The following is a 14,630-nucleotide window of genomic DNA, read 5'->3' as shown; positions in this document are numbered from 1 at the left end:
CGCTTTTGTGGTAAAATTAATACGATGGTATAAAAAGAGGTATCAATGCAAACCGATAAAAGAACTATTTACTCATGGGCGCTTTATGATTGGGCAAATTCAGCTTATGCAACCACCGTTATGGCGGGGTTTTTTCCCATCTTTTTCAAATCTTACTATAGTACGGATGTTGAAGTAACACTAAGCACGGCACATCTAGGTTTTGCAAACTCTATTTCAAGTTTTATTATCGTTCTCATCGCTCCGCTACTAGGCGCTATGGCAGATAGCAGTTCACTCAAAAAAAAATTTCTCTTTCTCTTTGCCTATCTTGGTATATTGATGAGTGCGTCTCTTTCCCTTGTCTCTCAAGGAGATTGGCAATTGGCGGCTTTTATATACATACTCGGCAATATCGGCTTTATGGGTGCAGACACCTTTTACGACGCTCTGCTTCCATCAATATCAAACGGGAAAAATGTTGATTATATCTCAGGGCTTGGTTTTGCGTTTGGCTATCTCGGAGGCGGCATACTCTTTGGTTTTAATCTATTTATGTTAGAAAAATTTTCGCTCTTTGGGCTTGAGAGCGAGGCAGAGGCTATCAAACTATCTTTTATCAGCGTAGCTCTGTGGTGGGCGATTTTCTCACTTCCGCTCTTTTTGTTTGTAAAAGAGAAGAAGACAAAAAACAGAGTAACATCATCGCTTATAAAAGATGGTTATCTTAGGCTAAGAAATACCTTTGGCAAGACAAAAGAGTTAAAAGGGGTGCTTCTATTTTTAGCGGCTTACTGGCTCTACATTGACGGGGTTGATACGATTATACGAATGGCGGTTGATTATGGGATGGCTCTTGGGTTTGACTCTAAAAATCTGATTTTTGCCCTCTTAATCGTTCAGTTTGTAGGTTTCCCCGCAACGCTTCTTTTTGCAAAACTAGCACAGTCATGGGATACGAAGAAGGCGATTTTTCTAGCCATCGGCATATATCTTTTTATCACTCTTTGGGCGGCGGTAATGCACAAAGTATATGAGTTTTATATACTTGCGGTTATGATTGCGCTTGTTCAAGGGGGTATTCAGGCACTCAGCCGTTCATACTACTCAAGGATGATTCCAAATGAGCACGCTGCAGAGTTTTTTGGTTTTTACAACTTTTTGGGTAAATTTGCGGCTATTTTAGGGCCGTTGTTGGTAGCATCTGTCGCGCTTTTTACTCAAAACTCCCGTGCTTCAATTGCTTCTGTTGCTATTTTATTTATACTAGGAGCAATCTTGCTCTATTTTGTGGATGAGAAGAAGACGGCAAAAGATGTTCAAAATGCTCTAAAGTGAGATTGGATTTCTTTTTTTGTCATTTGAGTTATCTCATCGCTGCTAAGTCCCTCAGGTGCTATCGGGGTTAGAAATGTAACTCTTATTTTTTTGGGTCTTGGAACTATTTTACCGGCTTGGAGCGCTTCAAAACTGCCGTCAATCACCACAGGGAGAATCGGGATATTGAAAGTTTTAGAGAGCATCGCAAAAAAAGGTCGAAACTCAAGCAGTTTTCTATCACGAGTTCTTGCCCCCTCAGGAAAAATAACGAGATTATTTCCTTCTCTTAGCGGCAATGCGCACTGCTGCATAGTATGTTTGAGATTGTAGTTTGCATCTATCAAAATAGTCTGACCGTGCTTTGATATAGGCGCTAAAAGTGTGGTGCCAAACACCTGCTTATATGCCAAAAAGAAACTCTTTTTTAAAATCTTATACGGCAGTATCGACTCTATCAAAAAACCGTCAAGCATACTTTGATGAGACGGCGCGATTATGCACGGATATGTGGGAATATTTTCCACTCCCACCGCTTCAAGACGAAAATAGAGCCTAAAAAGCGGAAACAGAACAGTTTTATAGATAGACATTACAATCGGCGAATAGATCAGTTTTTCATCAATAGACTCTTGCAATATCTCTCCCCAATTCGGCATAGCAGGAGTGACTTTTACTCTACTGTTTTTTACATACTCATAGAGTGATTTTACGCTCATTATATTTGAAAATGTTGCTTCATCAATTTTGACTCCGAAACTCTGCTCTATAAAAACAAAGAGTTCGACATAGTTAAGCGAATCCAGTCCAAGGTCAAGCTCCAAATGTGAAGAGGGAAAAATTTTACTCTTTGTCAGAGTCGATATATATGCTTTTAAAGTGCCGTACACTTCATCATCAGGTTCAACTTCTCCTATAAAATCACTCTCTTTATCTGATGAAATCAGCTCTTTTAATGCCTCTAAATCGACATCGCCCAATACTGTTTTTGGCAAAGGCACAGTTAAGATTTTATAGCCTTTTATCTTCAAAGACTCCTCGGCTTGCATATTGTAAAGCTCGATGGCATACCATCTGATTTCCTCTTCTATATTGATTATTTTTGCCTCTTTTAGGGCATTAAAATCAGGATAGACAATAGCAAAAAAAGTCCCGTTATGCACAATTACCGCAACCTCTTTGATAAATAAAGTATATGACGATAATTTCTCTTCTATTTTATGTAAATCCATTTTATCTCTTGACTTTAAAAACTTTAATTTTTATAGTATCTAAGTAGCAAATATAATGTCAAGCCTATATTAAGAGCCAAAAGGTTAAAATACGCGAAAAAAACAAGGCTGTTTTTGTTAAATATTCCCAATATCTTAGCGTTTTCGCGTATTCTTTTAGCTCCGATTATGTTTTGGATAATCTTAAATCCTGATTTTTTTACCGACTCAGGTTACCATATAACTTGGAACTACTATGCAGCTTCGCTTCTCTTTGTTTTAGCGAGTGTTACGGACTTTTTTGACGGCTATATTGCAAGAGAGTGGAACCAGATGACAATGCTTGGCTCCATTATCGACCCATTGGCTGACAAAATGCTCATAATTGCCGCATTTTTAGGACTTATGATGATTGGCGAAGCAAGTGCATGGGCTATCTACATCATCATCATTCGCGAGCTCTTTATTACCGGAATTCGTACCGTTGCAGTGAGTGAGGGCTTAGACATAAAAGCTTCATTGGCAGGAAAGGTAAAAACCGTAGTTCAGATGATTGCAATCGGATTTTTGCTTATGCACTGGCCGCTTGGAAGCACACTTTTATGGTTTGCGGTTGTTCTTACACTCTACTCAGGTTTTGAGTATCTTTACGGCTTTAGAGCCGCAATTTTAAAAGGCAATAATCAATGAGTTTTATGGTCTCTCTTTTTGTCCTATCGGCACTTATATTTTTTCATGAATTAGGGCACTATCTGGCAGCTCGAAGAGTGGGAGTCAAAGTAGAAGTTTTTAGTATAGGATTCGGGCGAAAAATAGCCTCATTTCAGAGATGGGGCAATGAGTGGCGGCTCGCTCTCATTCCGCTTGGCGGCTATGTCAAGATGAAAGGACAAGACGATAGCGACCCGACAAAAAAAAGCTATGACAACGACAGTTACAATGTAAAAACACCGCTGCAAAAGATATTTATCCTTATAGCAGGTCCGCTTGCAAACTTTGTTTTAGCATTTTTTCTCTATTTTGCGATTGCTCTTGGCGGACCGAGCGTCCTCTCTCCAGTTATCGGTAAAGTAGTAAAAGACTCTCCCGCATTTGCCGCAGGTTTAGAGACAAACGACACTATCCGTTCTATTAACTCCATTGATATAAAAACATGGGAAGAGATGGCAAAAATCATTGAAGCATCGGACGGCTCGCTTAGTATTGAGGTTGAGAGAGCAGGATTTATTCAGCATATAGTACTATCTCCAAAAATCACCCAAACGACAAATATGTTTAATGAAGTCATTGAAAAAAAGATGATTGGAATCGGGAGTGCAGGAGTAACTCACAAGCTTGAGCTAGGCATTAGTGAAACGCTCTCTTATGCAACAAATCAGACGATTTTTGCCTCTACGATGATATTTACGGGGCTTAAAAAGCTAATAGTCGGAGAGGTTCCCGCCAACGAACTCGGCGGAGTTATATCTATCGTTAAATTAACCTCTGATGCAAGTGAAGCAGGATGGATGAGCGTGTTCTTTTTTGCGGCTCTCATCTCCGTAAATCTCGGTGTTTTAAACCTGCTCCCTATCCCTGCGCTCGACGGCGGACATATCATGTTTAACCTATATGAGCTGATTTTCAAAAGAGAAGTAAATGAAGAGATTATGGTAAAATTAACTATAGCAGGCTGGGTGATACTTTTTTCACTTATGGGGCTTGGGCTTTATAACGATATTAACAGACTTATAGGATAAAAAATGAACAAAGAAGAGTATAAACTATACATTGATGATGTTATAAGAAGAGTTGAATTTGCCAGAGTCAGATTTGATGAAAAGCATATCGTTAAAATAGTTGCTATCAGCAAATATTCTACTGCGGATGAAATAAAAGCGCTCTACGAGATAGGTCAAAGAGCTTTTGGGGAAAACAAAGTTCAAGATTTAAAGGCAAAAAGCAGCACCCTTGAAGAGCTGCCCCTCGAGTGGCATTTTGTGGGAAATCTGCAAAAAAACAAAATCAACAACTTACTAGACATAAACCCTGCTCTTTTTCATGCGTTAGACTCTTTAGAGTTGGCACATGAGTTGCAAAAAAAACTAGAGGCAAGAGATATGATGCTTGAAGCTCTGCTTCAGATAAACTCCGCAAAAGAGGAGTCTAAACACGGCGTTATGCCCGAAGCGGCAGTTGATATTTACAAACAAATACAAAAAGAGTGCCCAAATATCCATCTAAAGGGTGTTATGAGTATCGGCGCACACACGGGCGATGAAACTATTATTAGAAAGAGTTTTGAGACTACATACAATATCTACAAACAGCTAGAGGGTGCGACAATCTGTTCTATGGGAATGAGCGGAGATTTTGAACTTGCCATCGAGTGCGGGTCAAATATGGTAAGACTCGGCTCTATTATGTTTAACAAATTGTAAACGCCGATTCTAAAAAAAGAGTAAAAATACATTGTAAATCTCGAAAACTTGTTTTTCGTAGCTTTAGGGGGTTGCAAGGAACATCTGTCCCTGCCACTGAAACGGACTAGTTCGTTTCAGTGCGTAAGTTAAAAAGAGAGAGGAGAGTTTAATAAAACTTTTCTAGCATTGATATCTTGAATCGGTCTGTTGTTTTCGTGATGCATAACTTCTAAAAATTCTTTCGTTTGAGCTTCCGATATAGTCGCATAATGTTTAAGCACAAACCATCTTACACCCTCGCTGCAAGGCGGAGTGGTCAAAGAACCAGTAAATCTGTAATATGCTCTATTTTTCGGTAAAAGCGTATTTAAGACATCGGTAGATGAGCAGTAGCACTCTTTCTCATCCGCGGTTTTAGGCATTCTGCTCCAAATCTCTTTTATCGTCTGGTTCTCTTTTCCATTCTCAAACATAAGCGCCACAACAGCTATTTCGCCTTTTTTTGATACATGCACAAAATGTGCTTCCAGCGGAAAGCTTTTCCCGTCTATCTGATTTTCACTAGGCGTATGAAAGTGAAGCTGCTTCAAATGAAACTCTATTCCGTCAACCTTTATGCTGCTTCCCTCTTTTACATTTACTTGTATGGTATGACCGTTGTTTACAATATCCGATGTGCTTGATTTATAAGTAAAATTTATATCTTCAAGTTTGCTGGTAGTAATCGTTACACCTTTTGAGATATTAATCGGCGATTGGTTTTTACCGTCTTTGCATGTGCTGTATTCAGGTGCCAAATTACCCCAATTCTCCGCACCGTCATGACCCGTATAACCCCAATGAGTTCCATGTGAAGCCCCATACAGCGAACCGCACAACGCAACCAAACAAAATGTGCTTTTAATAATTTTATCAAATTTCATAACAATCCCTGTATTTCAATATAGACAATAATATCGAAATATCATCAAATATGAAATTTTTTTAGTATACTTTTAAAAAATCAGGTCTCAAGTTGACAAAAAGTTACGATATCATAATTATCGGTGCCGGAGCTGCCGGAATGATGGCAGCCGTTACCTCTGCTAAAGGCGGAAAAAAAGTCCTGCTTTTAGAAAAACTGCCACAAATCGGTGCAAAACTCAAAGCTACCGGCGGCGGACGGTGCAACCTCACGAACACCCTGAAAAATGAAGATTTTATGGCTAAATTCGGTCGTAACGGTCGTTTTATGCAAGATGCGCTTAGAGTATTTGACCATAAAGCGTTGATGGAGTTTTTAAAAGAAATCGGTGTCCAAACTCACGCACCAGACGGCTTTAGAGTCTTTCCGACTTCGCACTCTTCACAAACGATTATATCTGCCTTTGAAAAAGAGATGCAAAGGTTAGGCATAGAAGTTTTAACATCACAAAAAGTTCAAAAAATTTTACATACACAAAACAGAGTAACAGGCGTACAGACTAACGACAATATATTTTATGCCCATAATGTCATAGTGGCAACAGGCGGGCTTGGATATCCTACTCTTGGAGCCGAGGGAGACGGACATGAAATGGCAAAAGAGCTGGGGCACAAAATAACCGAGCTTCACCCTGCCATGATGCCGCTTCACACCAAAGAGAAGTGGGTTGAAAATTGCCGTGCCGATACGATTGCAAAAGTCGAACTTCGCATTAACATTAAAAAACATAGCAAACTTAGAGCAGAGGGAGATTTGATTTTTACAAAAAGCGGCATCAGAGGTCCTATCGTGCTTGACGCAGCCAGAGAGATAACTCCGCTGTTAGACGAATACGGTGAAGTTCCTCTGCTTCTCAATCTCACTAAAGGTATGAATGAGGAACAGATCACAAAACATCTAAAAGATGAGTTTGCAAAAAATCCGCATATCAATATGTCTGAACTCGTAACAACCCTGCTCCCATTGGCATTATCAAATGAGTTATGTCTCTTAGCCCAAATCGACCCGCAAACAACCTATAAAAAAATCTCAGGAGCAGACAGAGCAAAACTTATAGGACTTCTTGCTTGGACACCGCTCACGGTCATCGGACACGATGGGTTTAAAATGGCAATGATTACCCGCGGCGGAGTTGATTTAAAAGAGATAGAGCCAAAAACCATGCAGAGCAAAATCATAGAGGGCTTATACTTTTGCGGAGAGATTATGAACCTTGACGGTCCATGCGGAGGATACAATCTACAATGGTCGTTTGCCAGCGGATATTTAGCAGGACAGATTACTGATGTTACGCACAAATAGGAGCAATACCCAAAAGTGAGGGCACGCGAGCCCCTCTTTGTGGCAGGGACACTTGTGTCCCTTGCAACCCCCTGAAGCTACCCGCATATGCGGGAGAGTATGTAGTTTTACACACTTTTAGTGCGTAACATCAGTTAATAAAATATCTTATAGAAGCAAAGCCGTAAGCTTTTGTCTGCTTTATCATATCTACATGTTCTTGCGTAACGATTCCGCCAAGAGCAAAAACATTTATCTCATACATCTCCAAAAGCTCTTTTAAATCATCAACTCCCCTTGGCTCGCCTTTATCCGGTGAGGCAAAAATCGGACTGTATGTGACGGCATCGGCGCCCATTTTTTGCGCAAGTAACACCTCTTCGTGAGTATGCGTACTTACAATCACTTCAAGACCCGCCTCTTTTGCTTTTGTTATCTCTTTAAACTGCTTTGATGTGAGGTGAACCCCCGTTGCATTTAACTCTTTTGCCAAATTTATATCTTGGTGTATAAAACTTTTTATATGTTCAAATTCAGCGCATACTTCTACGAAAACAGCAGCTTGATTATGATAATTTTGGTTTGATTTATCCCTATAAAGGGCATATTTGGGTTGATGTTTTTTTAGCTGATTTGTTAAAATTTTGCAAAACAACTCACTATCGTTTGTATAAAATTCTTTTGATGTGATTAAATATTTGTACATATAAAAACCTCATATTTTTTATATTTGCGCCATTATACACCACAGCGATAAACAGAGCATTTAGTGACGCAACTGTGACACTTTTTATTATCATTTTTTAACTTCTTCTTCTATACACTACGCACTGAATTTTTACAAGGGGACTAACATGGTTGAAAATATTTTAAAGAGAGATGGAACATATAAAGAGTTCTTATCTTTTAAAATTGAAGATGCTATCAAAAAAGCATTTAAATCTCAACATGTCACCTATGATAGTTCAATATTTTTTAATGTTCTTGAAAAATTAAAAAACAAAAGAGTTGTTGCCGTTGAGGATATTCAAGATACGATTGAAAAAGAGCTCTACAACGCTAAATACTTTGATATTCTAAAGAGCTTTATGCTCTATCGCCACACGCATAAAATGCAAAGAGACGGCGGACTTGACGAAGATACTACATACATTAATTCAACCCAAACCATAGAAGAGTATATCCTCGGAACCGACTGGCGCATCAAAGCCAACTCTAACACGGGTTACTCAAATGCAGGACTTGTGAACAACACGGCAGGTAAAGTTATAGCAAATTACTGGCTGGACAAAGTTTACTCTAAAGAAGAGGGCTACGCTCACCGCAACGGCGACTACCATATCCACGATTTAGATTGTCTTACAGGTTATTGTGCAGGTTGGTCTCTTAGAGCTTTGCTAGATGAAGGTTTTAACGGTGTCAGAGGCAGAGTAGAATCGGATGCACCTAGACACTTCCGTGAAGCATTAGGACAGATGGCAAACTTCTTAGGAATTCTCCAAAGCGAGTGGGCAGGCGCTCAAGCATTCAGTTCATTTGATACCTATTTGGCTCCTTATGCATTTAAAGACAAATTATCGTTTTACGACATCAAAAAAGCGATTAGAAGTTTTGTTTACAATCTCAATGTACCTGCAAGATGGGGTCAATCTCCATTTACGAACATTACAATTGACTGGACTGTACCGACTGACTTGGCTGAACAGATTCCTACATCTAAACAGAACCATATTTTCAAAAATCTCAATGATGAAGAGTTGCTAGAAGAAGCTAAACACAGAGGCGTAAACTCGCTGGAAGAGATGACTTATAAGCACTTCCAACCGGAGATGAACCAAATAAACAAAGCTTATTATGAGATTATGACGGAGGGTGATTTAACGGGTCAGCCGTTTACATTCCCTATCCCTACCGTAAACATTACAGAAGATTTTGATTGGTACGGAGAAAATACCGACATTTTATTTGAAAATACGGCAAAAATCGGCTCTTCATACTTTCAAAACTTTATCGGCTCTCAGTTTAAACGAGATGCAGACGGTAAATTGGTACCAAATGAAGAGGCTTATAAACCGGGGCATGTTAGAAGTATGTGCTGCAGACTTCAACTAGATCTTAGAGAACTGTTAAAACGAGGCGGCGGGCTATTCGGTTCCGCTGAGATGACAGGTTCTATCGGTGTTGTAACTATCAACATGGCAAGGCTCGGATTTTTATATAAAGGCAACATAGAAGCTCTTTATGCAAGACTTGATCAACTAATGGCGCATGCTAAATCTACTTTAGAGAAAAAACGCGTATTTATCCAAGAGATGTACGAGAGGGGACTCTATCCATATACAAAACGCTATTTACCGGGATTTAAAAACCACTTCTCGACTATCGGCGTAAACGGTATCAATGAGATGATTCGTAACTTTACAAGCGATAGTTATGATATTAGTGATAAAAAAGGGGAAGAGTTTGCGATTGAAATCTTAAACTATATCAGAAATAGAATGGTAGAGTTCCAAGAAGAGACGGGCAATTTATACAACCTAGAAGCTACACCTGCAGAGGGAACAACTTATAGATTTGCTAAAGAAGACAAGAAACGCTACGGTGATTCTATTCTTCAAGCGGGTATGGGTGACAACATCTACTATACAAACTCTTCTCAAATACCGGTTGATTTAACAAACGACCCGTTTGAGGCTCTATCGCTTCAAGATGATCTGCAGTGCAAATATACTGGAGGAACGGTTCTTCACCTATATATGCAAGAGAAGATAAGTTCAACCGAAGCATGTAGAAAATTAGTTAAAAATGTAATTACGAACTTTAGACTTCCTTACATTACGGTGACTCCGCTCTTCTCGGTATGTCCAAAACACGGATACATCGCAGGCGAACACGAGTTTTGTCCTAAGTGTGATGAAGAGCTGTTAAACGAAATTGATATTAAATCTTAGTAAAGGAGGAAACCATGAGTAAAAATGAAGCTTTAACTATGCTAAAAGAGAAAAGACAAAAGTGTATTGTTTACACAAGAGTTATGGGTTATCATAGACCTGTTGAGAGTTTTAATGTAGGGAAAACCGGTGAGCATAGACAGCGAAAACAATTCACTGAATGCTAAAGTAATATATGATTTAACATCATTCACCCACTTAGACTACCCTAACCACCTAGCGTGCATAGTGTGGTTTAGCGGGTGCAATATGCGTTGCGACTACTGCTACAACAAAAATATAGTTTTTGCCAAAGACGGCAAATACAGCTATAACGATATCCTCAATTTTCTAAAAACCAGAGTAAATCTACTTGAAGCCGTCGTACTTTCAGGCGGAGAAGCAACTTCACACGAACTTACGCTATTTTGCCAAGAGATAAAAAAACTCGGTTTTAAAATCAAACTTGACACAAACGGCACAAACTTCAAACAAATAAAAGAACTCCTTGATTTAAATCTTTTAGATTATATAGCACTTGACTACAAAGCCCCAAAAGCAAAATTTACGCAGATTACACACTCAAACAAATGGAATGAATTTTCTAAAACTCTTGATTTACTTATAAATAGCAATATAGATTTTGAGGTAAGAACTACGCTTCACGCAGATTTGCTAAATGAAAAAGATATGAACGAAATTATTACGGATTTAATAAACAGAGGCTATAAAAAACCGTATTATGTACAAGAATTTAGAGATACGGGATCTAATATAGCAAATTTAGAAACCTCAAAAAATAAATTCGACAAATCACTTTTACTCAATGATATTGAAATTGTCCATAGATGATATATGTCAATACAAATTATTTTAATTATTAGCTAAAATATAGTTATGGAAAATAAATTAAACAAAAGAGAGCGATACAAAGCTCAACTAAAACCGATTGATTATTATAAAGATTTTGAGAATATTGATTTTGAAAATCTCGGCGAAGGCGATAGATACTATCTTCAAGATTTTGGGATTTTCAATGTTGAATTTTTGGAAGATGAATTTACAATTCGCTTACGCATACCGGGCGGTAGGATTAGTGTTCAGCATTTCCAAAAAATAGCCGACATCGTAGATGAGTATAACTTAACTATTATTTTAACGGCAAGAGCCGGCATACAACTACACGGCATTGAAGCCGACGATGTTTTAGATATCCATAAACGAATAAACGCTCTTGGCGTCTCTACATGGCAAAGTTTTGGAGATAATGTTAGAAATATCGTAACCGATGTTTATGACGGATGCGGCGAATATTCTCAAATTGAGACCTACCCTATCGTAATGCAGATGCATAACTATATCATCAAAAATCCTAGATATGTAGGTATGCTGCCTCGTCGTGTATCCATAGGTATTTCAGGAAATCGTGCAAATATATCCTCGTTTTTTGCAAACGACATCTATTTTGCACTCTCTAAAAAAGATGGTGTATTCGGTTTTAATGTTTATATGGGCGGAAAAAATACCGAAGTGGCAGTTAGTGCCGATATCTTTTTAAAAGAGGATGAAGTATTTGATTTTTTCAAAGCATTTGTTGAAGCATTTTATCTTCACGGTTCTCGTTTTTCCCGTGCCAAAACCCGTATTTTCCATATGATAGAAGATATCGGGATGGAGGGCTTAAAAGCTCATATACAAAAAGAGTATAAGAAAGATTTCCAAAGCAGCGGAGAAATTGTCCTAGAAAAAGCAAAGTTTAGTGAGTTTCATAAACTAAAAAACGAAACTTACGGCTTTTGTTACCAAACAGATTTTTCAAGATTAAAAAGTGATGAAATCAAAAATATAGCTTCATTTGCTACAAAAAACGGTGCCGAGATTCGTTTCGGGATTGACCAAAATATCTACATAATCGGTTTAAAAGAAGCATATACTACGCTCAAATCACCTGCAATCAGCAATACGATTGTGACATGTGCCGGAAATCTATGCCCTTACGCCGTTTGGAGCATAAAAGATGAAACTTCTTATCTGCCCTTAGATAAGATAAATGAGCACCGCATACAAGTCGGTTTTTCAGGCTGTGCCAAAGGGTGCGGAAGACATAGACACACGGATATCGGTCTTATCGGGCTAAAAACAAACAACTTCGGAGATACGGACGGAGGAGCTAGAATTTTTCTCGGAGCTTTGCACTCCGACGGAACATCAGTTGGGCGACAACTATTTTCAATGGTTCCTTTTGTTCATCTTCATAAAGTCGTATCGCTTATCATAGAGCTTTTTGAACTAAGCGGATATAGAGATTTTGAGGAGTATGCAAAAGAGATTTTATGCAACTACTCAGAGGATTTTTTATCTCTATGGGTTTTGGCAAATCTTGAGACAAACAGCTCTTTAGCATTGCCGAAGTTAGATAAGATGCAGAGTTTTGAGTATGAAGCAGAGTTGCTTAAAAAAGAGTTTCAGACATTAGACTTTTGGCAATATGTAGATGAGAGCTTTTTTAATGCAGTGAGCTACCTATCTAAAAAACTATGGACGATAGAGGGAGAAGACCCTCACTACAAGCCAAAAATCCATAGAACTAATTTTCGTTAAAAGCGAGTTGGTAACCGACTCCTTTTACATTTTTTATCAATTTTTTCGATGTTTTTGCACGAAAACGTCTTATAAAAGTTCTAACTCTCTCATCACTGACTTCTTCGCTCCACAAACTCTCTTTTATGAGATTGTCGTCTATGATTCTCTCTTTGGTATTTAGCAAAAGAGATAAAAATTTTGTCTCATTTTTTGAAAGAGGGACATATTTGTCGCTTTTATATAAGGAATTTGTAGTTTTGTTAAACACAAAACCGTCATTGAGTTTTATAAACTTATTGGCTAACTTCGGTGTAATGCTCCTGATATAGTCTAAAAGTTCATCCGTATCAAAGGGTTTTAAAAAATATTTATTTATACCTATATCAATGGCGCTAAAGAGTTTCTCTTTTTCGCTAAAAGCGCTAAGTATGATGATAGGCGTATCAGGATTGGTCTTTTTTAGCTCTTTTGCCATATCAAGACCGGATAAGCGAGGCATCATTATATCCGTTATGACAATATCGGGTTTGTTTTTTTTAAACAGCTCTATCCCTTCCATACCGTCTTTGGCAACCGTAAAACTGTGAAAATTATCTCCGATAGCCTCTTTTAAAAGTCTGGCAAGATTCTCTTCATCTTCTACAAGGAGTATTTTAAGCTCTCTTAAGGCTCTATTTTTCATTTTTATCCAATGGAATTTTTATACTAAATGTTGTCGTCTTTTTTTTACTTTTCACATCAAGAGTACCATTTAAACCCTGCTCACAAATCATCTTCGACATAAAGAGTCCAAGTCCAGTTCCACGGCTTTTATGTTTTGTAGTAAAGTACGGCTCAAAGATTTTCTCGATATTCTCTTTTGTGATTCCGCCGGCATTATCCTGCACCTCTATAACTGCAAAACCACCCTCTTGCTTAGTGGTTATACTTATCTCCCGCAGAAGAATACTATTTTGTATAAAAGCATCTTTTGAGTTGTTTATAAGGTTTATCATCACTTGAGTAAGCTCATTTGTAATCCCAAGAACTTTCATATCCTCAAAATTTGTCTTAAGTGTTATCATCTCATCATTTATAACGCTCTCTAAAAGCACTATGGATTCAAGTATACTATCGCTGACATTAAAATAGTACTTCTCTTTATCGGGAGAAAAAAAGTTTGTAAAATCATCAATAGTTTGGGACATATTTTTTATGATATTTTTACTCTCGTCATAAAATTTTGAGATATCATCAACTTTTTCGTTTTGAGCGGCTTTTTTTATGTTAAAGAGTGCCAAAGTAAGCTCAGTTAGAGGTTGTCTCCATTGATGCGCAATATTTGCAATCATTTGACCCAGACTTGCATGACGGGATTGCCAAAACATAACCCGCTGCTTCTCCTCATTTTTTGCTATCTCGTCTCTTACCCTTTTCTCTAAGGTTTGGTTCAACTCTTTTAACTCTTTTGTCTGCTCTGCCACCCTCTTCTCAAGGTTTCTGTTAAGCTCTTCATACTCCGACTCTTTTTTTAAAAGCTCCTCTCTTAGAAGCACCTCTTTTGTCACATCATATCTGATTGCGATAAACTCAACTATGTTATCATTTTTATCAAGAATCGGTATTATCGTAGAGTTTACATAAAAAGTCGAACCGTCTTTAGCTAAATTTTTAACGGTATCTTTATATATCTCTTTGTTTGTTATGGTCTCCCAAAGAAGTTTAAACTTCTCTTTGCCTACATCAGGATGCTTGACAATACTATGCTTTTTACCGATAAGCTCATCATTTCTGTATCCGCTAATCGTGCAAAACTCATCATTAACGAAAGTAATCACCCCGTTGATATCTGTTTTGGAGATTATGTTACTCTTCTCTATGGCTTCTTTATACTGTCTTAGCATATAGCACTTTCTTTTTAACATAATTATACAACTTATTAAATTTGATTATGCAACAATAAAAAAATATGTCATACTATTAC

At 38.0% G+C, this 14,630-nt stretch carries 14 protein-coding genes; 9 read left to right on the top strand and 5 right to left on the bottom strand.

Going from position 1 to position 14,630, the window contains the following annotated elements; translation table 11 throughout:
• Window positions 1-45 precede the first annotated feature (45 nt).
• The gene (locus PHQ93_RS07620) at window positions 46-1,317 is read left to right on the top strand and encodes an MFS transporter (protein WP_299942777.1); all 1,272 of its coding nucleotides are present in this window, start codon (window positions 46-48) and stop codon (window positions 1,315-1,317) included.
• On the opposite strand, the gene PHQ93_RS07615 is transcribed toward PHQ93_RS07620, so the two are convergent.
• Window positions 1,299-2,528: a 1-acyl-sn-glycerol-3-phosphate acyltransferase gene (locus tag PHQ93_RS07615; protein ID WP_299942775.1), complete on the bottom strand. Its 1,230-nt coding sequence runs from the start codon at window positions 2,526-2,528 to the stop codon at window positions 1,299-1,301. The genes PHQ93_RS07620 and PHQ93_RS07615 overlap by 19 nt on opposite strands.
• 114 nt (window positions 2,529-2,642) lie before the next feature.
• On the opposite strand from PHQ93_RS07615, the gene pgsA reads away from it, so the two are divergent.
• The 3 genes from pgsA to PHQ93_RS07600 are packed head-to-tail and all read left to right on the top strand — an operon-like array spanning window position 2,643 to window position 4,927.
• The gene (gene pgsA / locus PHQ93_RS07610; RefSeq protein ID WP_299942773.1) at window positions 2,643-3,197 is read left to right on the top strand and encodes a CDP-diacylglycerol--glycerol-3-phosphate 3-phosphatidyltransferase; all 555 of its coding nucleotides are present in this window, start codon (window positions 2,643-2,645) and stop codon (window positions 3,195-3,197) included.
• A complete protein-coding gene (gene rseP / locus PHQ93_RS07605) occupies window positions 3,194-4,246 on the top strand; it encodes an RIP metalloprotease RseP (RefSeq protein ID WP_299942771.1) in 1,053 nt (350 codons plus the stop codon). The genes pgsA and rseP overlap by 4 nt, the downstream gene beginning before the upstream one ends.
• A gap of 3 nt (window positions 4,247-4,249) precedes the next feature.
• Entirely contained in the window at window positions 4,250-4,927 is a 678-nt protein-coding gene (locus PHQ93_RS07600) for a YggS family pyridoxal phosphate-dependent enzyme (protein WP_299942769.1), read from the top strand.
• A gap of 128 nt (window positions 4,928-5,055) precedes the next feature.
• Here PHQ93_RS07600 and PHQ93_RS07595 read toward each other — a convergent pair whose 3' ends face one another.
• On the bottom strand, window positions 5,056-5,832 hold the full coding sequence (locus tag PHQ93_RS07595; protein WP_299942767.1) for a carbonic anhydrase: 777 nt from the start codon (window positions 5,830-5,832) through the stop codon (window positions 5,056-5,058).
• Between the two features lie 92 nt (window positions 5,833-5,924).
• On the opposite strand from PHQ93_RS07595, the gene PHQ93_RS07590 reads away from it, so the two are divergent.
• Window positions 5,925-7,175, top strand: a complete 1,251-nt coding sequence (locus tag PHQ93_RS07590) for an NAD(P)/FAD-dependent oxidoreductase (protein ID WP_299942766.1) — start codon at window positions 5,925-5,927, stop codon at window positions 7,173-7,175.
• Between the two features lie 130 nt (window positions 7,176-7,305).
• On the opposite strand, the gene PHQ93_RS07585 is transcribed toward PHQ93_RS07590, so the two are convergent.
• Window positions 7,306-7,860 (bottom strand): thiamine phosphate synthase, encoded by a 555-nt coding sequence (locus tag PHQ93_RS07585; protein ID WP_299942764.1) that lies wholly within the window; start codon window positions 7,858-7,860, stop codon window positions 7,306-7,308.
• 148 nt (window positions 7,861-8,008) lie between these two features.
• Between PHQ93_RS07585 and PHQ93_RS07580 the strand changes: the two genes are divergently transcribed.
• The 4 genes from PHQ93_RS07580 to PHQ93_RS07565 are packed head-to-tail and all read left to right on the top strand — an operon-like array spanning window position 8,009 to window position 12,685.
• A complete protein-coding gene (locus PHQ93_RS07580; RefSeq protein ID WP_299942763.1) occupies window positions 8,009-10,105 on the top strand; it encodes a ribonucleoside triphosphate reductase in 2,097 nt (698 codons plus the stop codon).
• Between the two features lie 14 nt (window positions 10,106-10,119).
• On the top strand, window positions 10,120-10,272 hold the full coding sequence (gene nrdD, locus PHQ93_RS07575; RefSeq protein ID WP_299914789.1) for an anaerobic ribonucleoside-triphosphate reductase: 153 nt from the start codon (window positions 10,120-10,122) through the stop codon (window positions 10,270-10,272).
• Window positions 10,235-10,936 (top strand): anaerobic ribonucleoside-triphosphate reductase activating protein, encoded by a 702-nt coding sequence (locus PHQ93_RS07570; RefSeq protein ID WP_299942761.1) that lies wholly within the window; start codon window positions 10,235-10,237, stop codon window positions 10,934-10,936. Before nrdD ends, PHQ93_RS07570 begins: the two co-directional genes overlap by 38 nt.
• Before the next feature lie 45 nt (window positions 10,937-10,981).
• Entirely contained in the window at window positions 10,982-12,685 is a 1,704-nt protein-coding gene (locus tag PHQ93_RS07565) for a nitrite/sulfite reductase (RefSeq protein WP_299942759.1), read from the top strand.
• Here the strand turns inward: PHQ93_RS07565 and PHQ93_RS07560 are convergent.
• Both PHQ93_RS07560 and PHQ93_RS07555 read right to left on the bottom strand, forming a co-directional pair.
• Window positions 12,672-13,349, bottom strand: coding sequence for a response regulator transcription factor (locus PHQ93_RS07560; RefSeq protein WP_299942757.1), 678 nt, complete (start codon window positions 13,347-13,349; stop codon window positions 12,672-12,674). The two genes, PHQ93_RS07565 and PHQ93_RS07560, sit on opposite strands and share 14 nt — an antisense overlap.
• The gene (locus PHQ93_RS07555; RefSeq protein WP_299942755.1) at window positions 13,339-14,550 is read right to left on the bottom strand and encodes a PAS domain-containing sensor histidine kinase; all 1,212 of its coding nucleotides are present in this window, start codon (window positions 14,548-14,550) and stop codon (window positions 13,339-13,341) included. Before PHQ93_RS07555 ends, PHQ93_RS07560 begins: the two co-directional genes overlap by 11 nt.
• Window positions 14,551-14,630 lie beyond the last annotated feature (80 nt).

The sequence above is a fragment of the Sulfurimonas sp. genome, from assembly GCF_028714975.1.
GTDB lineage: Bacteria > Campylobacterota > Campylobacteria > Campylobacterales > Sulfurimonadaceae > Sulfurimonas.
Note: the sequence above shows the minus strand (reverse complement) of the source record. Positions and strands in the feature narration are given on the sequence as shown.

What these genes read in the sequence shown, in the direction of transcription:
- PHQ93_RS07580 (WP_299942763.1), top strand. Translation starts at nt 8,009, where the DNA reads ATGGTTGAAAATATTTTAAAGAGAGATGGAACATATAAAGAGTTCTTA.
- rseP (WP_299942771.1), top strand. Translation starts at nt 3,194, where the DNA reads ATGAGTTTTATGGTCTCTCTTTTTGTCCTATCGGCACTTATATTTTTT.
- PHQ93_RS07585 (WP_299942764.1), bottom strand. Translation starts at nt 7,860, where the DNA reads ATGTACAAATATTTAATCACATCAAAAGAATTTTATACAAACGATAGT.
- PHQ93_RS07560 (WP_299942757.1), bottom strand. Translation starts at nt 13,349, where the DNA reads ATGAAAAATAGAGCCTTAAGAGAGCTTAAAATACTCCTTGTAGAAGAT.
- PHQ93_RS07600 (WP_299942769.1), top strand. Translation starts at nt 4,250, where the DNA reads ATGAACAAAGAAGAGTATAAACTATACATTGATGATGTTATAAGAAGA.
- PHQ93_RS07615 (WP_299942775.1), bottom strand. Translation starts at nt 2,528, where the DNA reads ATGGATTTACATAAAATAGAAGAGAAATTATCGTCATATACTTTATTT.
- PHQ93_RS07595 (WP_299942767.1), bottom strand. Translation starts at nt 5,832, where the DNA reads ATGAAATTTGATAAAATTATTAAAAGCACATTTTGTTTGGTTGCGTTG.
- PHQ93_RS07620 (WP_299942777.1), top strand. Translation starts at nt 46, where the DNA reads ATGCAAACCGATAAAAGAACTATTTACTCATGGGCGCTTTATGATTGG.
- PHQ93_RS07565 (WP_299942759.1), top strand. Translation starts at nt 10,982, where the DNA reads ATGGAAAATAAATTAAACAAAAGAGAGCGATACAAAGCTCAACTAAAA.
- PHQ93_RS07555 (WP_299942755.1), bottom strand. Translation starts at nt 14,550, where the DNA reads ATGCTAAGACAGTATAAAGAAGCCATAGAGAAGAGTAACATAATCTCC.
- nrdD (WP_299914789.1), top strand. Translation starts at nt 10,120, where the DNA reads ATGAGTAAAAATGAAGCTTTAACTATGCTAAAAGAGAAAAGACAAAAG.